Raw genomic sequence first — 24,476 nt, 5'->3', positions numbered from 1 at the left:
TCATTATTTGCTGGACATCAAGCCACGCAAATATAGTAAGATTTTTAATAGCAAGAGTGCCTCTCCTGCCCGCCGCGAGGCGTTGTTCAGCGTGCCGCAATGCCCGAACCGACAGAAAATAGAACAGCAAGATCAAAGATGCCGCCAAAAGGATGGGTGAAGGCACGGCGTCAGGTCTCATTTAAGGCTCCGCCAAAGTCGCGCGTAAGGCGGCTCATCGACCTTGTGTTCAACCGTTGGACGCTCATCATTAGCCTAATCGTGCTTCTGATCACGTTCCTCTCGTTGACGTACTTCTGGTTCGAATTCTCTGACCGTATCGACCGGCGTCTGCTCAGCGGCGAGGTTTTTACGCCGACCGCGGGCATATATTCGGCCCCAAAAACGCTCCGCGTCGATGAGTCGATATCGATGCAGGAGCTGACCGATTATCTTCGCTCTGCCGGCTATATCGAAAAGAATAATAAGGCCGATCAGTCGCGAAGCCGGTATTCGGCCGAGGGCGACGTACTTGCCATCGAGCCCGGTGCCGGTGCGGTGATCGACGGTAAAAAGGCATTTCCGTCAATATCCGTTAAGTTCGGCAAGGATCTTAAGACGGTGGCCGCGATCGGTGACCGCGACACGGGCGAACAAGTCAAAGAGGCACGGCTTGAACCCAAGATGCTGAGTTCGGTTGCGGCTGAGGGCGACGGCCGACGAAAGACCATCACCTATAATGACCTGCCGCCGCACCTTATACGGGCGATCGTGGCGACCGAGGATAGAGCCTTTTTTGACCATTACGGCGTCAACTTTCGCGGTATCGCACGCGCGCTTTGGCGGCGATATGACAGCGATGAGAATTCACCGCTTCAAAATCAGGGCGGCTCCTCCATAACGCAGCAGCTTGTCAAGAACACGCTCCTGAGCAACGAGCAGACACTCGAGCGCAAAGCGACCGAGGCCTTTATGTCGATCATTCTCGAAACGCGGCTCAGCAAGCAGGATATCTTTACGCTATATGCCAATCAGATATATCTTGGGCAGCGTTCGGGTGTGTCGATCTACGGCGTCGGCGAGGCGGCAAATGCTTATTTCGGCAAAGATGTATCACAGCTTACGCTGCCCGAATCCGCTTTTATCGCAGGAATAATTCGCAGTCCGAACCGCTACAATCCGTACAAGAATCTCGAAAAGGTAACGGAGCGGCGCAATCAGGTCCTTGAATCGATGGTTGAAACAGGCGATATCGACCCCGCAAAGCTTGCGGAATACAAGCAGGAACCTATCGAGCTCCGGCAATTCGACGCTAAACATGACCTGCAGGGTATGCCGTATTTTTCACAATACGCCATCGACGAGCTGCCGAAACTCGTCTCGGACCCCGAAGCGATACAGCACTTGCGTGTTTACACCTCGATCGACCCCGACCTTCAGCGGATCGCTTATGAGACCGTAAGCAAACGGCTGAATTCGCTGGACAAATACTTTCCAAAGAAAGAGAAAGGATCGCTGAACGCAGCCCTTGTAGCCGTCCGACCGAGGACCGGCGAGATCGTGGCAATGGTCGGCGGGCGCGATTATCTGCAAAATCAGTTCAACCGAGCAACAAGTGCGAAAAGGCAGCCCGGCTCCGTATTCAAGCCCTTTGTTTATACGGCCGCGATAAATTCCGCTTACGACTCGGGCACACGGCAATTTACCGCCGCCAGCATATTCAAAGACGAAAAGAAGGTGTTCACCTTCGGCACCGAGACCTATTCGCCGAATAATTTCGGCGACACTTTCTCGAACAAGGAGTTGACGCTGCGGGACGCGCTGGTTAAGAGCAAAAATGTTATAACCGTCGATCTTGCCATGCAGCTGAATATCGGCAAAGTGATGAATTTCGCGGCAAAGGCCGGCTTGCCAAAGGTCGATAAGGCATATCCTTCGATGGCACTCGGAACTGCCGAAGCTACTCCGTTGGAGGTTGCCACAGCGTACACAATGTTCGCCAATCTCGGCGACCGTGCCGCGCCAATGCCGATCACGCAAATAACATCCGGCGACGGCCGCACGGTTACGGCCCCGCTGCCCGAACGTAAGAATATCGTACGACCCGATGTCGCCTACATAATGGACGACATTATGAAAGACGTCATCAATCGCGGCACCGCAGCACAGGCCCAAGGTTGGGGCTTTCGCAACGTCGCCGGCAAGACGGCCTTTGCCGGAAAGACCGGAACCTCACGCGACGGATGGTTCGCGGGCTTTACGCCCGAGATCGTTTGCGTCGTCTATGTAGGTTTTGACAATGGCGACGACCTTGGGATGAAAGGATCGGATTCGGCAATGCCGGTGTGGGCCGACTTTATGAAGGCCGCTCTTGCCCTGCATCCTGAATGGAATGGCGACTGGACGATGCCCGGCGGCATCCGCAAGGGCGAGATCGACATTCGCAACGGCAAGCTTATCCGCGAACTGGATGCCGTTGAACAGCAGCTGCCCGATGCCTCGCCCACGGCAACACCGACGCCGATGAAGCTGGTTGACAGCGAAGGAAATGAGATACCGGTTGACACGCCCTCGGTACCTGAACCGGAGATCTATGTAACGAATGTTCCCGCTGAGTTTCGCCGTATTGAGCTGTTCATTTCGGGGACAATGCCGAGCCGCGCGATCGCAGGAACCGAAGATATCAACGTCGAGACCGAAAGCAAGCATCCGTCGCCGACGCCCGTCGATTCGACCTGGCAGGATTCCGCTCAACCGCCTAACGGTGAGCCGCCGGGACGTCCGCCGAATGCTCCGCGCTCCGAATCAGGCACTGTTTCCGTGGCTGTGTGTCCGTTGACAGGGTTGCGTGCAACATCGAAATGCCCGGAGCGTGAAATGCGAACCTTTGCCGCCGGCTCAGAACCGAAGGAATTTTGTACGTTTCATCGTTGACGTCGCGCTATCGATCGCAATTTCCGCCGATATCGCAGGACGATCCGGCACTTACCGCTTTGATCTCGGGAGCCTCCGACCGCTTCCAATCGTTATAAGCGGCGTTCAGCGCTTCGAGAAAGACTTCAGGCGGCTGAGCGCCTGAGACGGCATATTTCTTGTTGAATAAGAAGAACGGGACTCCTGAAATACCTATCGAGGCGGCCTCGCGGAGATCCTGATCGACCATTGCGGCATAGGTTTCGTCGTTAAGCGCCGCTTCGAGATCAGCATCGCACAGCCCGACACTTGCTGCGACTTGCCTCAGCTTTTCCGCGCTGCCAAGGTCAATGCCGTTGGTAAAATATGCCGCAAAAAGAGCTTCCTCGAACTCATTGCCGAGTCCTTTTTCTTTCGCTATCTGAGCGATGCGATGTGCTTGATAGGTATTGAAGCGAACTGCGGTATCGAAATTGAACGTAAGTCCCGCATTCTTCGCCGTTCCGGCCATCTGTTGAAGCATTGCATCGGCCTCGGGCAAACTGCGTCCGTACTTATGTGCGAGATGTTCGCGAAGATCGGTCTTTTTGTTCGGGTCCTGCGTCATATTCGGGTCAAGCTGAAATGCTCTGAATTCCAACACGACCTCTTCAGGATGTTCAAACTTAGCAAGAGCCGCCTCGTAATTCCGTTTTCCGATATAGCAGAATGGGCAGACAACATCGCTCCAAACTTCGACGCGTAGTTTTTCGGTAAGATCACTCATAACAATTATTGTATTCCCGTGCGGCTCGCTCTGTAAGCGGAGGCATTTCCGATTACTGCTGCTTGGCCGATGTTTTCTTTATTAACGATGTGATCCATGTAGCCAGGACGAACGGGAACGTAAAGGCGCCGCCGACCGCATCGAAGATCTCGGTGTTCGCGAAAGCGAGATTCACACCGATCGTAATTATTACGCCAATGATGCAGAACAGAAGGTCACGCTTCGTCGGCCCGGAAAGAGCAATGGCAGTCAGAACCGGATTGAACCCGAACAGGCCGAGCGTTACCGCATCAGCAGCCTGCCCGCTTGCTTGTGCGATCAATGCACCAGCAAGCGAAGCTGTAAAGCCATACAGAGCCGCCCGTATGTCGGCAGCAAGCACACCTATAAAGATGAAAATTCCGGAGAAAACATTTTTCTGAAAGGTTACCTCACCAAAGCCGTTGGTTACCGCGAACGCATTGCCGAGCGCCAGTGCATCGTGTTTTCCAAGAAATAGATTCGGGCCCGGAACTTGAGCAAAATTCCTCAATACGAAGACGGTCGCCCAAGTTACCAGAATGAACGGAAAAGTGTAGCCCGGAAGCTCCTTTCGCAGAAAAATGTGCTGAACGAGGGCGGCCGCCGCGCCGCCCAGAATGACGGCAATCCAGGTGGTCGGCGTCAGATCAAAAAGAAGGCCAATGGCTGCCCCGACCAGTGCCGCACTGAATCCGTAAAGTCCGGAGTCGATCTTTTTGCGGTCGAAGCCGAATAAACGCGCGGTCAATGTTCCTGCAGCCGCTGCCGCGAGCGTGGCGAGGAACGTCCGCCATCCGCCGACAAAAACCCCGATCGTAACAAGCACGCCAGTCAAAATACTCTCTTTGAGCATTATCTGGCCCATGCCTTTGATCACCTGGTCGAAGAAAGAAAATATCGCCTTATACATTTCAACTAATTGTGATAAATAGGGTCGCGTGTCAACGAGCATTAGGCCGCAAATAAATAGGCCTTCTTGATCGAGGACAATATTTACCTTAACGCGCCATGGGCACGGCACGCAATTTGTTGAGAAACGGCATCAAATACGATAGATTTAAGCTGGTGTAGAACGCGCATCGGATGGGCGTCTGCCAAGGAAGGATAATGGACTTTACTACAAGAGAGATCTTTAAGCGTTACGCGAGCATGGTGATCGGGAAGACCATCTCACCTGTATTTCTTAACATTCTCGTTACCAGCGTGTGTGATATGCGCTGTACGCACTGTTTCTTTACCGAAGAACTCGATGATCGCCCGCGCAAAAAGCTCCAGATGAAGACCGATGAGATCGCACGGATATCAGAGACGCTTGGCGGCAATCTAGGCGTGCTTGTGCTCGCCGGCGGTGAGCCCTTCACACGGAAGGACCTCCCGGAGATCGTCAAGGCATTTTATGAGAACAACAATCTCGAATCGGTCTATTTGATGTCCAACGGACAGATCCATCAGCGAATTTTCCCGGATGTTACAAGGATCCTGGATGAGTGCCCAAAGCTTAATGTCTCCGTCGCTCTTGGCATTGACGGTTTGAAGGAAGCGCATGAAAAGATCAGGAGAAAGGAAGGCAGCTGGGATAAGGCGATCCATACTGCAAGAACGCTTCAACAGATGAAGCGCGAGCAATATCCGCAGCTTGATATCCAAACCTGCACCTGTGTTATGCACTCGAATGAGGATACGATCTTCGATTGGTATGACTTTCTAAAATACGACCTTAAGCCCGACAAGGTGAATATTAACTACATTCGCCCGCCGTCGGCCGATCCGAGTGAGTTGAATTTTGACCACAAGCGATATCAGGAACTTTCGCAGATGATCCTTGACGACACAAAGAGCGCTGCGATCAAGAATAATTACGGCGGCAAGTCCGGCTTCTTCAAAGCAGCGGTAGATATCTATATGCACGGCCTCATCGCAAAGACAAAAGAGGAAGACAAACCGCAGTTAAAGTGCTATGCAGGTTCGGCCGGAGCAGTGATCTACGACAACGGAGCTCTTTCCTCGTGCGAGAACAAGCCTGACGTGCTTAACCTCCGTGATTTTGACTGGAATTTCCAGGCAGCGTGGACATCTGACCAGATGAAAGCTCGACGCAAAGACATAGCTGCCGGATGCCATTGCACGCACGAATCGAATTGCTTCTATCCGTCGCTGCCGTTTAATCCGGGCCATCTCATCAAGATCAAAAAGCTTGAATCTGAGATGCGAAAAGCGGCGGCATCCGCAGGGTTCGAGACCGCCCGCGAGGCCGTTCTAAAGAAAGCATAGATCGTACAGCTTTGACTGGCAGATGCAGCCGAATACGCCAAAGATCCTGATAATCTCTTCCGACACCGGCGGCGGGCACCGGAGCGCCGCGGCGGCCATAGCTGCCGGCGTGCAAAAGTTCTGGCAGGGCGACTCGGCGGCGGTCCGTATAATCAAGGCGGTCGAGGAGTCGCATCGCGTTACCGAAAAGCTCGTCAACATCTACAATTGGATACTTCGTAATAAACAGCACTGGATGAAGTATCTCTATTGGGTGGTCAATAAGATACGCCCGGAGACCCGCGAATTCTTTCATAAACGCTGCATCGGATTTTGCCGTGATGTTTTCGAAAAATGGTGTCCTCACATGGTCGTAAGTGTACACCCGCTGACCCAACATATATTCGGAAGGATACTCCGAGAGTTGAATTTGGTCGGACAAGTGCCATTGGTCACGGTTGTTACCGATCCGTGCTACGGATTTTGGAAGGGCTGGGCCTGTGATGACGTCTCGCTCTATCTTGTCGCAAATGACGAAGCAAGGCGGCAGCTGATCGATTACGGTGTTTCGCCCGAAAAGATAAAGGTTTCCGGAATGCCTGTCGATCCGAAATTCCACGAGGTTTGCGAGGCGGACGCCCAAAACGCGCGGAAAGTGTTCGGGCTTGATCCGGATAAATTTACGGTATTCATAAATGCGGGCTGGATCGGCGGCGGGAATATCCCGCAGATCTTCCGCGAATTCATCCGCGGCGACCTCGATGTGCAGGCGATCTTCCTTGCAGGTAAGAACGACCAGCTTCGACTTGAGGCCGAGCGGCTGGCGCGAACCGCAAAATTCCCTGTCAAGGTCATCGGCTATTCTGATGAGATCGAAAAGCTTATGCAATCGGCAAACGTTATGGTCTCAAAACTCGGCGGCCTGACCACTTTTGAGGCTCTTGCATGCCGCTTGCCGATCATTGCCGATGCTACAACGCCGCCCATGCCGCAGGAGGCAGGCACTGTTCAGCTTATCCACGATAAAGGTGCCGGAATACTCTTGAAGAACTGCACGGACATCGTTCAGACGATCGACGGCCTCGTTCACGACCGCGACAGGTATTCCCGTATGAAGGCGGCGACCGCAGGGCTTTCCGCCCCGAATTCCACCGAATATATCATCCGCGAACTGAACGCTTTATGGCAGCGCGAGCAGGTGCCGATCAGGGCCGCCGCATAACATTCGGCTGTTGAGACTTGTCATAAATCACTGATTTAATTAACCTCTTCTTTTACTTTTCATCACGGGGAACTCTGATTTGAGCTTATTGTTAGAAGGAAAACGCGCGTTTGTGTCCGGCGGAACTCGAGGTATCGGGGCCGCGATCTGTGAGGTTTTTGCCCGAGAAGGGGCCGATGTTGCGTTCAATTATTTTTCGAGCGATGAACTCGCCGAAAAGATGAAAGCGAAGATCGAGTCGTACGGCCGCCGGGCCTTCGCATTCAAGGTGTCTGCAACCGATCGTTTCGGGATGAAGCATATCGCACGCGAGATAAAAGAGTCTTGGGGTGCGATAAATGTCCTCGTCAACAACGCTGCGGTCAACAAAGCGGATAACTTTGCTACGACGACGGACAAGAGTTGGGATTGGGTAATAGATACCAATGTGAACAGCCTCTTTGCCGTTACAAAGCCTTTCTATAAGCAGATGATCCGTGAACGCATCGGTTCGATCTTGAACATCACCTCGGTCGGCGCCATCCGTTCGCTCCCGACATCGGTCCATTACGCGACCGCTAAGGCAGCAATGATCGGCTTCACCAAGTGCCTTTCACGCGAAGCGGCTAACTTCGGCATTTCGGTCAACGCCATTGCGGCGGGTATTTTTGATACCGATCTCGGGCAGACATTGCCGGATCGGCTAATGGAGATACACGAGCATTGGGTCTCAAAGGGACGCCTCGGGCGGCCCGCAGAGCTTGCCGAATTTGCAGCGTTCATGTGCAGCGACCGCAACAGTTTCATGAACGGCGAGGTCGTCATCGTGGACGGCGGCGCCGTAACCTAAAGTTTCAGCATTTGCCGTCTTAAGTAGTCGAGCGCGGCCTGGCTTGAATGCCGGCGGATCAGGTATCGGTCTCCGGGAAAGACGAACTTGCGGCTTCGCGTGCCGGCAGGCCCCGAATAACCGATATAGACCGTACCGACCGGCTTTACCTCCGTGCCGCCGTCAGGCCCGGCAATGCCCGTGATCGAGATCGCGTGTGCGGCCCCGGAACGCTCGCGGATACCCCGTGCCATCGCCTCTGCACAATCCGCGCTTACCGCGCCATGATCCTCGATGATCTTCGGATCGACGCCTAAAGTTCGAACCTTTGCCTCGTTCGAATACGTTACGGCACCCTCGATAAAATAGCGCGACGAACCCGCGATCTCCGTGATCCGCCGCGAGACAAGCCCGCCGGTGCAGCTTTCGGCGAGAGCAAGTGTCTCGCCGCGATCGACAAGCATTTTGCCTATCACCTGCTCCATCGAGTCGCCGTTCGTGGAAAACACAGCGATCCCGATAGCAGCGGTGATCTTTTCTGCAACCTCATCAGCGGCCGCCTGCGCCGACCTTGGATCGGACTCACGGGCGGCAATGCGAAGCTCGATCTCGCTTTTACCGATCAGAATGGAGGTTTGTACATTGTCATACGCGGTGTAGATCGGGGCCGCGATCTCATCCACTGCCGATTCACCCATGCCCGAAACACGAAGGAGCCGCCGCGACACATAGGTCTCACCGGCGATGCTTCTCAGCCTTTCATAGACGTGATCGACAAACATCGGCTGATTCTCGCGCGGCGGCCCGGGCAGAATGACCAGCATCTTGGTTCCTAATTCAAGAAGCATCCCAACCGCAGACCCGTTGGGATTTGGCAGAATGTCAGAGCCTTCGATCACATAAGCTTGCCGCTTATTTATCTCCGGCATCACACTCGTCCAGCGCTTGAAACGCTCACGAAGCTGCTGTTCGATATCGTCTCGATAGATCAACTCGCGGCTGACTGCTTTTGCTGCGACGGCCCTCGTAATATCATCTTCGGTCGGCCCTAAGCCGCCCGTCGTTATCACGATATCCGAGCGTGTGAGAGCATCGCGGATCGCGGCTTCAAGACGTACGGCATCATCACCGACGATCGTCTTGAGCATCACGCCTATGCCGATCTCGTCTAACTTTTCGGTGAACCAAAGGCTGTTCGTATCGATCTTTGTCGGCGTCAGCAGCTCCGAACCGATAGCAATTATCTCTGCGGTTCTCATCAGTGATGTGCTCACTTATATATCTCGACAACGGGCTTGCCGTTCGCGTCGATATAAGCACGGTACATTCCCTCGCTGTTGAACGAGATCGCCATGTTCCCGAATTTGTCCATCGCGATCACGCCGCCGTCACCGCCTAGGTTGCCGACCTTTTTCATTACGGCATCGGCGGCCTCCTGTATTGGCAGGCCTCGGTATTCCATCATTGCAGAGATATCACGCGCGACGCCGAGGCGTATAAAGAATTCGCCCCAGCCTGTCGCCGAAACGCCGCAAGTATTGTTATTGGCATAAGTACCTGCGCCGATTATCGGCGCATCGCCGACGCGGCCGTAACGCTTGTTCGTCATCCCGCCGGTCGAGGTGCCGGCGGCGATATTGCCGTTCCTATCGAGAGCAACGGCGCCGACGGTGCCGAAACGATTGGCGGGTTCGCGTGAAGCCGGCGCTGCGTCGGAAACACTCGGCTTTGCCGCCTTCTCATCGGCCTTCTTTTGCTCCTTCTCTTTTTCCTCTTTCAGAACCCGCTGCAGGCCGTTCCAGCGCTCCTGCGTCCGGAAGTACTTCTCGTCAACAAGCTCGATCTTCCTCTCCTTTGCAAATTGCTCAGCACCATCGCCGACCATCATCACATGAGGCGAACGCTCCATAACGGCACGGGCGAGCGTTATCGGATTCTTTACATGATGAAGGCCCGCGACCGAACCTGCCGCAAGCGTCCTGCCGTCCATTATCGAGGCATCAAGCTCATTCTTGCCGTCGTGCGTAAAGACCGCTCCTTTACCTGCATTGAAAAGCGGCGAATCTTCCATCATCCTGATCGCGATCTCGACCGCGTCAACACCGGACTTCCCTTCCTGGAGAGCCTTGTATCCGGCCATTACGACCTCAGCAAGCTTATCGCGGTATTCTTTCTCACGCTCGGGGCTCATCGAGCCTTTTAAGATGACGCCCGCACCGCCGTGGATAATAAAACCGATCCGCGGGTTCTGCGGCGACTGAAGCTGCGGGTGCTCGCCAAAACTGCCTTTCTGCGCAAATATTCCAAGCGGTAAGCACGCAATGGCGACGATCAACACTATCGACGAAAGGATTCTCATAGAATATCTCCTGATCGGCAAACGAATCTCAACTAGGCCTGTGACCCCGACGCTCGACCCTGCAGGCAGTCTCGGACCAGCTTCATATCTTCCCAAACCTCACGCTTCTTGTTCGGATCGCGAAGCAAATAAGCCGGGTGAAATGTCGGCATTACCTTTGCTCCCATAAGATCGTGAAAGCGGCCGCGAAGCTTTCCGATCGGCACCTTGGTCTCAAGCAGATTCTGAGCCGCGTGAGCTCCAAGCACGACAATTACTTTGGGCCGAATTACCGCGATCTCGCGCAAAAGGAAAGGCTTGCACGCGGCGGATTCATCCGGCTCCGGCATTCGATTTTCCGGCGGACGGCACCGATTAATGTTGCCGATAAAGACGTTTTCGCGTTTGAAGCCGATGCTCTCGATTATGCGCGTCAGCAGTTGGCCCGCACGCCCGACGAACGGCTCGCCCAACCTATCCTCATCTGCTCCGGGCGCTTCACCGACGAACATAAGATCGGCGTTGAAATTTCCGACGCTGTTCACGACCTGTGTGCGCCCGAGCCGACAAAGCTTGCATCGCGTACAATCCGGGCCGATATCACCTCGTATCTGCTCGATCGTCTCGACCGGTTCCGGCCAAATAAATGCGGCTTCTGCCGGGATCGCAACGGAACGCTCGATCACTTTCGGTTCAGATTCGACCTTGAGCGGTTCGGCATCCTTCGGTTCGATCACTTTTCGCGGTTCGAGCCTGCCTCTTAAGGATGGCAGCGACGTGAGCGTCGGATCGGCGATCTTTTGCTCTGACGGACGTGTGAGCGGTTCTCGCAGCTCGGTCGTTCGCGGTCGAAATTCAACCTCCGGCGCCGATCTCACTTGCTTTGCCGGTATCGGGCTGAATGCCGGCAAATTCACCGCAAGGCCCGAAATTCCAAGTTCCTTTAGAAATAAGGCCTGCTCACGAATTTCCTCACTCAGTTCTTTAAGCTCGTTCCGTTCGATCATTTCCGTTTGCCCGATCGTTTCTCATCGCTTCGATGCGATCGAGTATCTTGTCTGCGAGTTCCCTCTTTGACATAAGCGGATATTCTGTTTCATCCGTTCGCGTGATAACCGTCGCGATATTTGTATCGGTATTAAAGCCGGCTCCGTCCTTTGTAATATCATTCGCCACAACGATGTCGAGTCCTTTCTTTTCGAGCTTCGAACGCGCATATCCGACAACATCATTCGTTTCAGCGGCAAACCCGACAACGATAAGCCCGTCGTGCCTCGCCTTTGACACCGCCGCGAGGATATCGGGGGTCTTTCGGAGTTCGAGTGTCATCTCGTCGCGGCCTTCCTTTTTTATCTTTGCGTCCGCCGCATTCGCGGGAGCGTAATCAGCCACCGCCGCCGCTCCGATAAAAATGCTGGCATTCGGCAATTCGCTCATCACAGCCTCATACATAGCTGCGGCTGACGTGCCGCGGAGAATTTTTATGTTCGCCGGCGGCTCGACCGTCGTAACGCCCGCGACGACCGTCACTTGCGCACCTCTCGCCGCGGCGGCCTCCGCCATCGCGAATCCCATCTTTCCCGACGAATGATTTGAAATAAAACGCACCGGATCGATCGGCTCGCGCGTACCGCCAACCGTGATCAAGAATCTCTCTGCCGAAAGATCGCGGGCGTCTCCCGTCTCCGGTCTCTCGTCTCTTGTCTCAAGCAGAGCGAGAGCCTGTGCGACGATATTCTCGACGTCCTCGAGTTTCCCCGTGCCGACGGTCTTGCACGCCAATTCACCTGCGACCGGCTCGACGAACTTCACGCCGTCGGCCTTCAGCCTCGCGATGTTCCGCTGCGTCGCAGGCTGCTCCCACATCGTGGTGTTCATCGCCGGAGCGATCAGCACCGGAGCCGTCGAGGCGAGATATGTCGAGGTGAGAAAGTCGTCGGCAACGCCGTTCGCAAACTTTGCGATGATGTTCGCGGTCGCGGGCACGATGAGCAAAAGGTCGATATTCTGCGAGAAGTTTACGTGAGCGATCGGGTCTGCGTTCTCGGGATCGTAATCGTCAACGACGACCTCTGCGTCCGAAAGCGCGCGAAAAGTGAGCGGTGCAACGAACTCCGTCGCATGCCGCGTCATCGCGACACGCACCTCGCAGCCCGCCTTTTGCAGCAGCCGCATCACTTCGACCGCCTTGTAAGCGGCGATGCCTCCCGTAACCCCTAAACCGATGCGAAATTTGGACATATTATCGCTCAATAAATACTCGGCCTTTTACTGCGAACGCAATAATTGAATACAACCAATTAATGCAATTCTACAACAATAGAACAGCAGTAGATAGCGATTATGCGGCTGTGTGTTGCGACACGTTGCGGTGCCTTGTTAATCTGTTGCCGATAAAGAATATTTTCCATCACTGAGTTACAAAATGAGATCATCCTTAAAAGCAGTTTTACTCGTCGCCCTTTGTCTTACACCGGCTTTTATTTTCGCACAAGCCGTCTCGCCCGCGGGCCAAAATTATCTTGCTGAGGTTCGGCAGGCCGAGCAGGCGATCGCGGCGGACCAGTGGAACGTGAAGGCCTACACCTCGCTGCGTGTCGCACTCCTGTCGATGGCTCAGGACCGTGCAAAGGGTGTTGCCGGCATACCCGATCCGATGCCGCACTGGGCAAGTCTGCTGAAGACCTATCCTAACAATATCTGCGCGCAGTTCCATTACGGCTATTGGAAGCCGTTCGCAAATATCGGGGCATGGCGTGACCAGATCGAACCGATCCTTGCCGCTCACAGCGAGCCTCGCGGAAATCCCTGCGCCTCTATGGCGGCGAGGAATCTTGCGATGGCCTTTGCGAATGAAGGCGATTACAGGAACGCAAAGGCATATTACGAGCGGCAGAAGAAGTTCGACCCCAAGGACCCTTTTATCGACGGCTACATCAAGGAGATGGCCGACAAGGCTTATAGCAAGATGCTGCAGGATGCGGTCGTCGAAGGGTCAAAGCTCGCCGTTGCCACGAAGCGGATCGAGATGCCGAACGGCGATATTTACACCGGCCAGGTCGATAAGCTCGACCGGCCGACGGGCAAGGGCAAACTCGAAAAGAAGAACGGCGATGTGTACGAAGGGAGTTTCTTCGACGGCGAGATGACCGGGACGTGCGTGTACCGTTTCGCGAACGGCAAGGTCTATGAGGGCGAGGTTTTCAAGGGCATCTTCCATGGGAAGGGCCGGTTCAATATGATCGTGTCGATCTACACCGGCGATTTCCTTCGCGGAAATATGACCGGAAAAGGCAAACTCGTCATGCTCGACGGTGATACAAAAGGCGACGAATACGAGGGCGACTTCGTCAAAGGACAGCCTCACGGGTGGGGCACGTACAGGTTCAGCAATGACGGCAAGACACCGAACAGCGGCCGGGTCAAGTGGGGCACGTGGGAGAACGGCAAGCTCATCAAAGAAGCGACGTATTGACCGCGACACGGCGGGCCGCGCGCTCAAGTATGAAAACTCAAACCATCTCGTCTTGTGACCGTTTTCACGGCCGCATCTTCGATGTCCGAACAGACGTTATTCGTGAGGGTGACATTGAATATGAACGTGATATTGTTGTGCATCGCGGAAGTGCGGTCATTGTGCCGGTCTTTGAGGATGGAACGGTCGCTCTTGTAAGGCAATATCGTCATGCGGTCGGCGGCATCACCCTCGAACTTCCGGCCGGCGGCATCGAACCCGGCGAAACCTTTGAGCAGGCAGCGAGACGTGAGTTGGAAGAAGAGGTCGGCTTTCGGGCGGAGACTGTCAGGAAATTGAGCGAATTCTACGTCTCGCCGGGCTTTCTGACCGAGAAGATGCATCTTTTTCTTGCCGCGAAGCTTGCCAGAACCGCACAAAACCTCGACGATGACGAAATTGTCGAGATCCTGCGTTTACCTCTTGCAGACGCGGTCAAAATGATCTCGACCGGCGAGATACAGGACGCAAAGACCATCGTCGGGCTTTTGCTGTATACTCATCGCAGCGTTGTTGACGTATGAGTTGCCGTTTTTGCAGCCGATCAACGCGCCGCCGCTTCTGTCGAACGCACGGTAAAGACGTAATCGGTATTTGACGCAGAACTCACATTTCGATATCCTGTCAGTTCGCATTTTTGCGGAAAGTTCGATTTGTGTGTGTGAGTTATGAGTACTTATTTCCCCAGCGGTAAGGGTTTGGCAGATAACCGCAAATGGCTTGTGGTCGATGCAAAGGGCAAGACCGTCGGGCGCTTGGCGACCGAGGTTGCCCGCATCCTTTCGGGCAAGAATAATCCTGCATGGACGCCGTTCCTTGATATGGGCGACCATTGCGTAGTGATAAATGCACGCCACGCGATCTTTACGGGAGCAAAGAATGAGCAGAAGCTTTACCGCCGCCATACGCTGTATCCGGGCGGCCTGCGCGAAGTTTCGGTAAAGGAAATGTTCGAGAAAAAGCCTGAGAAGGTGATCGAGCTTGCCGTTAAGGGCATGCTGCCGAAGACCAAGCTGGGCAAAGCAATGGCAAAGAAATTAAAGGTTTATGCAGATGCCGAGCATCGCCATGCCGCGCAGAAACCTGAGGCGATCGAGATCTAGTTATGGCAGACATTCAGTATTACGGCACAGGCCGCAGAAAGACATCCACAGCTCGCGTTTACCTTCGTCCGGGCACGGGCAACATCACGGTCAATAAGCGTGATTTTGACACCTATTTCCCGAATGAAGCTCTTCGAATGATCATTCGCCAGCCGCTTCGCTTGACCGAAACTGCTGAGAAATTCGACATTCTTGTTACCGTTGACGGCGGCGGCACGGCCGGACAGGCCGGCGCGGTTCGCCACGGTATTACGCGTGCGTTGATGGAATTCAACGCAGACCTGCGTCCTACGCTGAAAAAGGCGGGACTGGTAACGCGTGATCCGCGCCAGAAAGAACGTAAGAAATACGGTCAGAAGGGCGCTCGTGCGAGATTCCAGTTCTCGAAGAGATAATTTTTACACAACTCAGGAATTCGGCGCCGTGCCGAGTTCCTGAGCTGTAAATCCATCGACAAGCAACTTGGTTCATAGCCGTCTTGTCGAGTACATAAACCAAGGAGACAATAGTTTGGCTACAGTTACAATGAAAGAGCTTCTGGAAGCAGGAGTTCATTTTGGTCACCAAGTTCGCCGTTGGAACCCGAAGATGAAGGAATACATCTTTGGTGAGCGCAACGGCATTTATATTATTGACCTTCAAAAGACGCAAAAGCTTTTCCGCGATGCCCTTAATTGGGTTACCGAATCACTTTCACAGCGCCCCAACCAGAAGGTGCTTTTCGTCGGCACGAAACGTCAGGCTCAGGATGCGATCAAGGAAGAAGCGGAGCGCTGCGGCCAGTTCTATGTGAATAACCGCTGGCTCGGCGGCCTTTTGACCAACTACCAGACGGTTCAGCGTTCGATCCAGAAGCTGAAAGATATCGAGGCAATGCGTGAGGATGGCCGCTTTGAGATGCTTACAAAGAAGGAGCGCCTCAAACTCGACCGTGAGCACGAAAGCCTTATGAAGAACCTCGCGGGCATCAAGGATATGAACGGCATGCCCGACCTGATGTTCGTGATCGATGTCAGAAAAGAGGATATCGCGATCAAAGAAGCGAACCGGCTGAATATACCGATCGTCGCTGTCGTCGATACCAACTGTTCGCCGGAGGACATTGACCTCGTTATCCCCGGAAACGATGACGCTTTGCGGGCGATACGCTTGTTTGCTTCACGCATCGCCGACGCGATCATTGAAGGAAGGCAGATCGGCACGGAAGGCGGCGTTCCGGTTACGGAATCGACCGATGATAGTGAAGAACCTTCGGGAACTGAGCCGGAATCGAGCATTGTGATACCGGCCGCGTACCTCAGTGATGATGACCGCGCGGAAATGGAATCGCCTGAGATCGCTGAGGACGAGGAAGAAGATATCGAAGATGATGCCGCAGACGCTCCTGTTGCAGAAACATCGGATGATGCTGCGCCGTCCGCCGAAAAAGACAACGGAGACGACGCCGAAGCGGCCTCAAGTTAACAAGAACTTTTTAGTTTTCTAGCGTGGCTCGTTTTCCGTTGTCGGTAAAATTGGCTACGCTTTTCTTTGAATAGTCATTATTTTGGAGTTATTTATGGCAGAAGTTACGGCAAGTGCGGTAAAAGCACTTAGAGAAAGATCCGGTGCGGGAATGATCGATTGCAAAAACGCTCTCGTTGAGGCTAACGGCGATGAAGGAGCGGCAATGGAGATCCTCCGCAAGAAAGGAATGGCGACCGCGGGCAAGAAAGCGGGCCGCGTTACGGCGGAGGGTGCCGTCGGCTCGTACATTCACATGGGCGGCAAGGTCGGCGTGCTTGTGGAGATCAACTGCGAGAGCGATTTCGTCGCCCGCGGTGACGAGTTCCAGCAGTTAGTAAAGGATGTCGCAATGCACATCGCAGCCTCAGATCCGCGTTACGCGACGCGCGAAGAGGTCCCTGCGGACATACTCGACAAAGAACGCGAGATCCTGATGGAACAGCTAAAGAACGATCCGAAGAACGCGAACAAGCCGGATGATGTCCTCGCAAAGATCATCGACGGCCGATTGAACAAGTTCTACGAGGACAATGTTCTTATCGATCAGCCTTTTGTAAAAGACCCGTCAAAGACCGTCGGCGACCTTGTTACCGAAAAGATCGCATCGATCAAAGAGAACATCTCGATCCGACGTTTTTCACGGTTCAAAATGGGCGAAGGCATCGAAAAGAAACAGGATGACTTTGCCTCGGAAGTGGCATCAATGGTCGGCTGAGTTCGTTCCTTGGTCGGCGGCATGAACGTCCGAGCGGGCTTAGCGGCGGGTAAAATTGCACATTATGGCGACTCCGGTCTTCAAACGCATTCTTCTGAAACTCTCGGGTGAAGCCCTGATGGGCATGCATTCCTACGGCATTGACACGAAGGTTGCAGAATCCGTCGCATCTGAGCTTAAGACGGCACACGACATGGGTGCTGAGATCGCTGTTGTAGTAGGCGGCGGCAATATCTTTCGCGGCGTTTCCGAATCCGCGGGAAATATGGATCGCGCGGCCGCCGACTACATCGGCATGCTTGCGACCGTAATGAATGCGGTCGTCCTGCAAGATGCGCTCGAAAAGCAAGGTGTCTATACGCGGGCAATGTCGGCGATCGATATTCCGCAGCTTGCCGAACCTTTTATCCGAAGGCGTGCGATACGCCATCTTGAAAAGAAGCGGGTCGTCATCTTTGCGGCGGGAACAGGCAATCCGTATTTTACGACCGACTCGGCCGCGGCACTTCGGGCGTTGGAGATAGGGGCCGATGTGATCCTCAAGGGAACAAAAGTGGACGGCATCTACTCCGCCGATCCTATGAAGGTGCCCGATGCCACACGCTACGACCGCATAACGTATCGAGAAGTGCTTGAGAAAGAACTGAAGGTTATGGATGCATCTGCGATCTCACTTTGTATGGAGCATAACTTGCCTATAATGGTCTTCAATATGCGTAAAGCGGGCAATATAGTAAAGGCCCTCGAGGGCGATACTGCCATTGGAACACTCGTCGGAGGTCATATATGAGCGGACAAGACATCGTAAAACAAACCGATCCGAAAATGAACGCTGTTATCGAGGATTTCAAGCGTAAACTCAGTAATATTCGTACAGGACGCGCAACCGTCGGGCTGTTGGACGGCATCATCGTTGATTATTACGGCACGCCGACGCCCTTAAATCAAATGGCGTCTGTGGCCGTTCCGGAAGCACAGCTGATGACCGTTCAACCGTGGGACGCCTCACAGCTCGGAGCGATCGAGAAGGCCATCATAGCGGCGAATCTTGGATTTAATCCGTCCAACGACGGCAAGATAATCCGCCTTGCTGTTCCGGCTCTTAACGAAGAGCGGCGCAAGCAGTTCGCTAAGCAGGTCCACGAGGTTGCCGAAGAACATCGGATCGCCGTTCGCAATCTGCGGCATCAAGCAAATGACAATCTGAAGAAACTTCAGAAGGATAAGGCAATATCTGAGGATGAGGAACGCAGCAGCCTCGACGACGTACAAAAACTTACGAACAGCTATATAAGTAAGCTGGACGAACTCGCCAAGAATAAGGAACAGGAAATAATGAGCGTCTGAAACTGTCGGATCTGATCGTTCGGCCCGGGATGCTTCCGGCATCCCGGGCCTTTTTCATTTCGTCTGATACTTTCAAACGCCCGCATCTCGGGTTATATTGGTAACGCTCAGGGGTGTGATAAATGAAAGATCGACCAAGTTTCTTGACGCTGCTTCTCCTTATCGGATTTTTGCTTTCAGCCGTGTTCCCGTGCGGGCCGGGCTACATATCGCCGGTTTTCAACAGCAAGAATTCGCCGGAATATCCGTACACCAACTACGCGGCGGGACAGCTTGGCATCGTAAAGCCCGGTTTTGGCCGCGCTTTGCTTCTCACCGCATATCGATATGTCAATGGCGGCAGTTTTTCGCCCGATGAACAAAAGGCTCTCACCGAAATATGGAAAGCCCAGATCGACCGCGACTTTGAAGAAGGCGATAACAACACTGCTGCGATCAAAGCTTGGGTCGAAAAGCGTAAAGAAGTGATGCCGAAGGACGAAAAACTGCCAGACATCTACACCGAGCGCTCCTACGGAGGCTATAACTTCTTTCCGAACTGTGCCGTAAATGCCTTCGAGACGGCGACGGCAACACTTGCCTCACGCATTGCCGAGCACGGTGCCGCGGATACGAGCGTTAAGGATTGGGTCATGGCTCAGGATGATGTTTTTCGTAATTGTGCGAGCGGCCGGAGCCTTCCCGGTGAGGCTCCCGTCGGTTCGCCGACATGGCTTCAAAAAGATCGCGCCTATCAGCAAGCCGCGGCGGAGTTCTATTCGTTGGACTATAACTCGGCCAAGAAACGCTTTCAGGATATCGCTCTTGATACGGAATCGCCTTGGGCAGAGACCGCTGATTATCTCGTTGCCCGAACGCTGATCCGTCAAGCGAGCCTGGCAGGCAATCCGGCTGCGGCACTTCCCTATTATGAAGAAGCAGAGGCAAAGCTCGACCATTTCATTTCGCCTACAGGAAAGTTCGCGCCGTCGGCGAACCGCCTTCTCAATTTGGTCAAGTACCGCCTTCATCCCGAACAGCGAGTGCTCGAATTGGCACAGACACTCGCCTATCGACCCAACAATGATAACTTCAAACAAGATGTGATCGATTACACATGGCTCCTTGATAAATACGAGAACGAGACGTTCGAGAAGATCCGCAAGCGTACGGAGGCAGAGGAGGCCGCAAAGAAAGGTGAACCCGTTCCGACGCCTTGGCCGACGAATAACTCTGAGTCAGCAGTGCCTCCGGGCAAACTGGCGCTAAATTGGTGGGACGACGCCAACAGCAGATCGGTCCAGATAATTATTGATGAGAATGCAACCGATGCGGACGCGATCGGCGCGGCCGAGCGAGAACTCGGGAAACCGCTCACGGATGCCCAGAAAAAGAGCGTACGAGAAGAGCGCGCTTCGGCATACTCGAACAGATATTCTTCCGGAATAGCGAACGAATACGAAGGCGGTTGGTACACGGATGAGCAGCTGAGCCTTGGGGACCTTCCGGCGTTCCTTCGAGGCGATGATCTGACCGATTGGCTTTATACGTTCCAAACGAGCACGCCCGAAGCGTACCTTCATTCGCTAAAGAAATTCTCCGATACCGGTTCGGAGATATGGCTTATGTCGGCACTTTCGCAGGCTCGAACCAACTACTCAGGCCTGCCGCGCCTTTTCGAGGCCGCTCAGAATGTAAGTACATCATCGCCCGCCTATCAGACGATCGCATTTCACCACACGCGACTCCTGCTCGACCTCGGCAAAACGGCGGAAGCACGTAAGATCATAGACGACGTTACGCAATTTGAGGACAACTTGCCGATCTCAACGCGAAACAGCTTCAGCGATCTGAAACGACGACTTGCCGGCAGTATGGATGAGTTCATTCGAACGTCTCTTCGTAAACCATACGCATGGGACTTCAGCGGAAGCGTCAACACACTCGACAACCTGATAGCGGATCAGAAATCGTATTATGATCCTGAATACGAAAAAGGAACCCGCGAGGAATTTGAACAAAAGATCGAGGAATCATATAAGCTCCAGCGCGAATTCAACGAGCGGCCGATGCTCGATCGCGCGTCGGTTGATCTGATAAATACGAACTTCTCTCTCCGGGCACTCAAACAGGCACTCGATTCAGATGCTCTGCCAGAGAGTCTGAAAGCGAATTTCGCGATCGCCGTATGGACACGCGCATGGCTTCTCGATGATAAGGCAACGGTACTCGCGGTAACGCCGATCCTTGCACACGGCCATCCTGAAATGGCTCAGCAGCTCGATGCGATCACATCTGCCACTACTCAACCCTCACAGGACAGAGCGATCCTATATTTCGTCTTAAAAAATCCGATCCTGAGTCCGTTCGTCGAGGACGGCACCGGAAAGACGGACAACGACTTCGGTATGTGGGACGATAATGACTGGTGGTGTACATACTCGCTTGAGAATGAGGACGCCGACGGCAGCAGCGGATCCGAGAGCGACACCGACGAGCGTCTGACGCCGCCGCCGTTCATAACCGCCGAAATGAAGCGACAGGCCGGCCTTGAACGGAAAAAAATGCTGGATCTCGGCAATGCTCCGCAAATGCTTGCCGAACGTGTCCTCGCATGGGCAAAGGCCGCTCCTGCGGACAAAAGGGTGGCGGAGGCACTTTATATCGCTCATCAGGCCAATGGCTGGACAAAATACGGTTGCGGCAGTAACGAAGACCTTCAAAATAAGATCGCGGCCGTGATGAAGAAGAGCTATGCGTCGAGCGAATGGACAAGGAAACTCGATCAGCCGGACGAGGATCAGTAGCATTTCTTGTTTCGACCGGCATTTGAAGTACAACTAATGCCCTATGAAAGCCTTGACCGAAACGATCGTCCCGACGCCTTGAATGACTTCGGCGTCCGTTTATAAGCGCCGCCCACTAGAGGGCTGACGACGTGACAAATTCTAGATGGCCTGTTGCGCTTGAGGCTCAAGAGCAACAGACAGATACATTGGACCAAATGCTTGGAAGCACAAGGAGTTGGACGGATCGGCCTGTTGCGAACCCTTCCTGAGTCTTGCGGCAGAAGAGTTTTCCACAGGACGCCTGTTTCTGTGGAAAACAATTCAGCATCTTAGATACGCTCTTTGCTTTCAACGATCTGCAGCAAATAAATTCATTTACAACCTTAAGTTTTCATTGTATCATCGTCGTTAGTGTTTATCGTCTGCGCGTAAATGCTGCAACCGAGATCCGAAAAGATTCATCAACATAACGTCTGAACCGCGGCCGCCATGGCTTTGCCCGCTGCATGAACGTTTTTGCTTCAGGAGGAAAGTATGTCAAAAGGCAACCTGATTATCCGAACAACATTTCTCGCACTGCTCATTCTTTGCATCAGTGCTGCGACGTTCGCCGACACGATACGCCTGAAGGACGGCAGTATCTTCAAGGGTACGATAACCTCTTTCGCAAATGGGAAATTCACTATCGTGATCGGTGAAGGGCAGCGGAGCCGCCAACTGTCATTCAGCGCCGCCGAGATCGATTCGATAATTTTTGATCAGAACCTTAGGCCCGCCGCTGCTGATCCGTCAAATCGAAACGCCTCATACACGCCGAGTGAGCCTCCGCGTGTCGTGATCGCCAATGATAACTCAGTACCGGCGTCGCAGCCTGCCAAAAAGACATCTTCGGCTCCCGTCAAACCGATCGAGTGGAATGTAAAGGTCTTGGCCGACAATACGTCGAACGGCTGGACGAATACGGGTTGGGTCGTCAAAAAAGGACAACGCATACACATCTCCGGCGACGGCACCGTTTCGCTGGGAAAGGGCCGTAAGACGACCGCCTCGGGCCTTTCTGATCTCGATGATCCGAACAAACTCTTGAAGAATGTACCAACCGGCGCGCTGATAGCGGTCATCGGCGACGATAATAATGACTTCATATATATCGGCGCTGACCGCGAGATCACCGCGACGCGTGACGGCTCGCTATTCCTCGGCATTAACGAAGGCAACTTGGATGATAATTCGGGCTCATTTGCCGTGAAGGTGCAGATCATCCCTGACGGTCAATAGGCCGACTTTCAAAAGCAGCAAATGGCCGGCCGCCAAGAGCGAGTCCGGCCTTTTTATTTGCCTTTAACCAACGAAAATCGCACAATCTGTATCTAACCTTTATGCTGCGGCACCGGGAGTATTTAATGAAGTACCGTTCTCTTCGCTCATTTTTCGCCATAAGTTTTGCCATTTTTATTGTTGCCGGCTCCGGCGTACTGGCGGCCGCGCAGTCGCGTCCTCAGCGGCCTGATGCATCGGTGGGTGACGGCAAAAAGAACGATCGTCCGCGGCCTTTGACCGACGAAGAAAAGCGTGCGGCTGAAGAAGCCAAGAAACGAGCCGAAGAGGAAAAGAACGCCATTATCGACCCTGACGTCGAGAAGGTGGATACCAACATTGTTACGATCGAGGCCGTAGTCGTCAACAAGAAGAACGGCAACATTCTGACTGGATTGAGGAAGGAGAATTTTGCGGTCTTTGAGAACGGCGTAAAGCAGCAGATATCCGAATTCTCAACACCCGAATCACCTATCACCGTCTCGCTTGTTGTTGAATACAGCCGTTGGACCGAGATCCTCGGCCGTGCCGGCAGCGGCTATTGGGAACCGGGAACTTACGAGGTGATTCGCCCTGTCGCATATTTCCTCTCGAATTTTATTAAGCCGCCGAATGACAATGCATCTGTGATAGCATTCGACATACGCCCGACACCGATCACCGATTTTACGAACGATCCGCAAAGGCTGCGGCAGGCCGTCGAGATATTGCTCCGTAACAGGCCGGCGTACCGCGAGAACAACCTTTGGGATGCTCTTAAATTTACGCTCATCGGCGGCGTCGGCGACACCGTCGTGCTTGAAGATTCAAAAGACCGGACCGCGCAGTACGAAGGTATGGCACGCCTGAATGCAAAGCGAAAGGCGATAATACTCGTCGCAAGCGGGATCGACACGTTCAGCAAATCGAACTATGACGAGGTTCGACGTGTGATCCGAGAGGCAGGCATTCCGATCTACGTGATCAGCACCGGAAATCTTTTTTACAAACGCTACGAGCCGTACCTGCCTGCCCTTGACGGTATCGATGGATCGCCCGGCCGAATGACGTTCCAAATGGCGAGAGTTGCCATGGACACCATCGCGAAGGAATCGGGCGGGCTGCATTATGCCATGACCTTTGAAGGCGAAGTTCCGGCATATCTTGCCGAGATCAATGCAAGATTGCGGAATCAATACAGCCTTTCGTATGATGTGATCGAGCCGCGCGCTCCGGGATCTAAGAATAAACTGCAGGTAAAGGTCGATGTTGACGGCGACGGAGTTTACGACGATAAAACGTATGTCGTACAGCACAGGCCGTATTACATTGCTCCGGGTGACGCAAAGGACAAGAAGAAAAAGTGATCATTGCGTCGCTCGACTGTGAGCAGCGAGCGAGCGCAAAATTACGCACGGCACATCGCTAATGCCGTGCGATCATGAAGCCTTCGCTTTCGGACAGCTTCCGGCCTTACGCCGAGCATAGATACCCGGCATTTTCCTTCGCTATTTTTCGAGAAAACCCGTCGGTGTCGCGGTGTGATCAAAGACGTATTTGTAGTTGTATATGCCAAAGGGAACGATCGGAACGTCTTTGGTATATGTGACCCGTGCCGTCAGCATGTTCCCATTCTGAGTAACATTCAGCGTGGCATCGGCCGGTGCTCCCTGGGTCACCATCGCCTTTTGGATGCGAGCTTTGACATTATCGACCGGATTCATCTTTCCGGGCATTGCAAGCCCCTGAAGTACCGCCGTTGACATCTCCGTACGGAGAGCCTCGGCATCGTAAGCCACAGGCACATAGTTATAACCGGCGTTACCCAAAAGTGCGATCACGGCTAACGCGATCAAGAGCTTCACACCGGCACTGCCTCGTTCCGTGGAACGTTCTCTGTTTGTTTTGTTCATTCTTGGTCAACCTCCTC

At 53.7% G+C, this 24,476-nt stretch carries 22 protein-coding genes; 15 read left to right on the top strand and 7 right to left on the bottom strand.

Annotated features, from left to right (window positions below; genetic code table 11):
- The first annotated feature begins 138 nt into the window (after positions 1-138).
- Positions 139-2,913 carry a PBP1A family penicillin-binding protein gene (locus HS105_04700; GenBank protein MBE7515900.1) on the top strand — a complete coding sequence of 925 codons (2,775 nt, stop codon included), beginning with the start codon at positions 139-141 and terminating at the stop codon, positions 2,911-2,913.
- Between the two features lie 7 nt (positions 2,914-2,920).
- Here HS105_04700 and HS105_04695 read toward each other — a convergent pair whose 3' ends face one another.
- Both HS105_04695 and HS105_04690 read right to left on the bottom strand, forming a co-directional pair.
- The gene (locus HS105_04695; GenBank protein ID MBE7515899.1) at positions 2,921-3,658 is read right to left on the bottom strand and encodes a DsbA family oxidoreductase; all 738 of its coding nucleotides are present in this window, start codon (positions 3,656-3,658) and stop codon (positions 2,921-2,923) included.
- A gap of 52 nt (positions 3,659-3,710) precedes the next feature.
- Positions 3,711-4,589: an urea transporter gene (locus tag HS105_04690; GenBank protein MBE7515898.1), complete on the bottom strand. Its 879-nt coding sequence runs from the start codon at positions 4,587-4,589 to the stop codon at positions 3,711-3,713.
- 197 nt (positions 4,590-4,786) lie between these two features.
- Between HS105_04690 and HS105_04685 the strand changes: the two genes are divergently transcribed.
- From HS105_04685 to HS105_04675, 3 genes are all read left to right on the top strand, one after another.
- Positions 4,787-5,950 (top strand): radical SAM protein, encoded by a 1,164-nt coding sequence (locus tag HS105_04685; protein MBE7515897.1) that lies wholly within the window; start codon positions 4,787-4,789, stop codon positions 5,948-5,950.
- 22 nt (positions 5,951-5,972) lie between these two features.
- Positions 5,973-7,151, top strand: a complete 1,179-nt coding sequence (locus tag HS105_04680; GenBank protein MBE7515896.1) for a glycosyltransferase — start codon at positions 5,973-5,975, stop codon at positions 7,149-7,151.
- A gap of 112 nt (positions 7,152-7,263) precedes the next feature.
- Positions 7,264-7,980, top strand: a complete 717-nt coding sequence (locus HS105_04675; GenBank protein ID MBE7515895.1) for an SDR family oxidoreductase — start codon at positions 7,264-7,266, stop codon at positions 7,978-7,980.
- Here HS105_04675 and HS105_04670 read toward each other — a convergent pair.
- Genes HS105_04670 through coaBC form a run of 4 tightly spaced genes read right to left on the bottom strand, consistent with a single transcriptional unit; the run spans position 7,977 to position 12,538 of the window.
- Positions 7,977-9,233 carry a competence/damage-inducible protein A gene (locus HS105_04670; GenBank protein MBE7515894.1) on the bottom strand — a complete coding sequence of 419 codons (1,257 nt, stop codon included), beginning with the start codon at positions 9,231-9,233 and terminating at the stop codon, positions 7,977-7,979. The two genes, HS105_04675 and HS105_04670, sit on opposite strands and share 4 nt — an antisense overlap.
- The gene (locus HS105_04665) at positions 9,230-10,318 is read right to left on the bottom strand and encodes an isoaspartyl peptidase/L-asparaginase (GenBank protein MBE7515893.1); all 1,089 of its coding nucleotides are present in this window, start codon (positions 10,316-10,318) and stop codon (positions 9,230-9,232) included. The genes HS105_04670 and HS105_04665 overlap by 4 nt, the downstream gene beginning before the upstream one ends.
- 32 nt (positions 10,319-10,350) lie before the next feature.
- Entirely contained in the window at positions 10,351-11,304 is a 954-nt protein-coding gene (locus HS105_04660) for a uracil-DNA glycosylase (protein MBE7515892.1), read from the bottom strand.
- Complete coding sequence (coaBC, locus tag HS105_04655; GenBank protein ID MBE7515891.1) at positions 11,282-12,538, bottom strand: bifunctional phosphopantothenoylcysteine decarboxylase/phosphopantothenate--cysteine ligase CoaBC; 1,257 nt, start codon at positions 12,536-12,538, stop codon at positions 11,282-11,284. The genes HS105_04660 and coaBC overlap by 23 nt, the downstream gene beginning before the upstream one ends.
- A 184-nt stretch (positions 12,539-12,722) precedes the next feature.
- Between coaBC and HS105_04650 the strand changes: the two genes are divergently transcribed.
- The 11 genes from HS105_04650 (at position 12,723) to HS105_04600 (ending at position 23,913) form a co-directional block, all read left to right on the top strand.
- Positions 12,723-13,772 carry a hypothetical protein gene (locus HS105_04650; GenBank protein MBE7515890.1) on the top strand — a complete coding sequence of 350 codons (1,050 nt, stop codon included), beginning with the start codon at positions 12,723-12,725 and terminating at the stop codon, positions 13,770-13,772.
- A gap of 29 nt (positions 13,773-13,801) precedes the next feature.
- Entirely contained in the window at positions 13,802-14,335 is a 534-nt protein-coding gene (locus HS105_04645; GenBank protein MBE7515889.1) for an NUDIX hydrolase, read from the top strand.
- A gap of 144 nt (positions 14,336-14,479) precedes the next feature.
- Positions 14,480-14,914: a 50S ribosomal protein L13 gene (gene rplM / locus HS105_04640; protein ID MBE7515888.1), complete on the top strand. Its 435-nt coding sequence runs from the start codon at positions 14,480-14,482 to the stop codon at positions 14,912-14,914.
- Positions 14,915-14,916: 2 nt separating this feature from the next.
- A complete protein-coding gene (gene rpsI, locus HS105_04635) occupies positions 14,917-15,309 on the top strand; it encodes a 30S ribosomal protein S9 (GenBank protein ID MBE7515887.1) in 393 nt (130 codons plus the stop codon).
- A gap of 115 nt (positions 15,310-15,424) precedes the next feature.
- On the top strand, positions 15,425-16,378 hold the full coding sequence (gene rpsB, locus HS105_04630; GenBank protein MBE7515886.1) for a 30S ribosomal protein S2: 954 nt from the start codon (positions 15,425-15,427) through the stop codon (positions 16,376-16,378).
- A gap of 94 nt (positions 16,379-16,472) precedes the next feature.
- Positions 16,473-17,135 carry a translation elongation factor Ts gene (gene tsf / locus HS105_04625; protein ID MBE7515885.1) on the top strand — a complete coding sequence of 221 codons (663 nt, stop codon included), beginning with the start codon at positions 16,473-16,475 and terminating at the stop codon, positions 17,133-17,135.
- 64 nt (positions 17,136-17,199) lie between these two features.
- Positions 17,200-17,925 carry a UMP kinase gene (locus HS105_04620; GenBank protein ID MBE7515884.1) on the top strand — a complete coding sequence of 242 codons (726 nt, stop codon included), beginning with the start codon at positions 17,200-17,202 and terminating at the stop codon, positions 17,923-17,925.
- Positions 17,922-18,482 (top strand): ribosome recycling factor, encoded by a 561-nt coding sequence (gene frr, locus HS105_04615; protein MBE7515883.1) that lies wholly within the window; start codon positions 17,922-17,924, stop codon positions 18,480-18,482. Before HS105_04620 ends, frr begins: the two co-directional genes overlap by 4 nt.
- 122 nt (positions 18,483-18,604) lie before the next feature.
- Positions 18,605-21,268: a hypothetical protein gene (locus HS105_04610; GenBank protein ID MBE7515882.1), complete on the top strand. Its 2,664-nt coding sequence runs from the start codon at positions 18,605-18,607 to the stop codon at positions 21,266-21,268.
- 516 nt (positions 21,269-21,784) lie between these two features.
- The gene (locus HS105_04605; GenBank protein MBE7515881.1) at positions 21,785-22,528 is read left to right on the top strand and encodes a hypothetical protein; all 744 of its coding nucleotides are present in this window, start codon (positions 21,785-21,787) and stop codon (positions 22,526-22,528) included.
- A 125-nt stretch (positions 22,529-22,653) separates the two neighbouring features.
- Complete coding sequence (locus tag HS105_04600) at positions 22,654-23,913, top strand: VWA domain-containing protein (GenBank protein ID MBE7515880.1); 1,260 nt, start codon at positions 22,654-22,656, stop codon at positions 23,911-23,913.
- 141 nt (positions 23,914-24,054) lie between these two features.
- On the opposite strand, the gene HS105_04595 is transcribed toward HS105_04600, so the two are convergent.
- Positions 24,055-24,459, bottom strand: a complete 405-nt coding sequence (locus HS105_04595) for a hypothetical protein (protein MBE7515879.1) — start codon at positions 24,457-24,459, stop codon at positions 24,055-24,057.
- Positions 24,460-24,476: the final 17 nt, after the last annotated feature.

It is taken from the genome of Chloracidobacterium sp., assembly GCA_015075585.1.
GTDB lineage: Bacteria > Acidobacteriota > Blastocatellia > Pyrinomonadales > Pyrinomonadaceae > OLB17.
The sequence above is the reverse complement of the archived record's forward strand: the minus strand, read 5'-3'. Positions and strand labels throughout refer to the sequence as shown.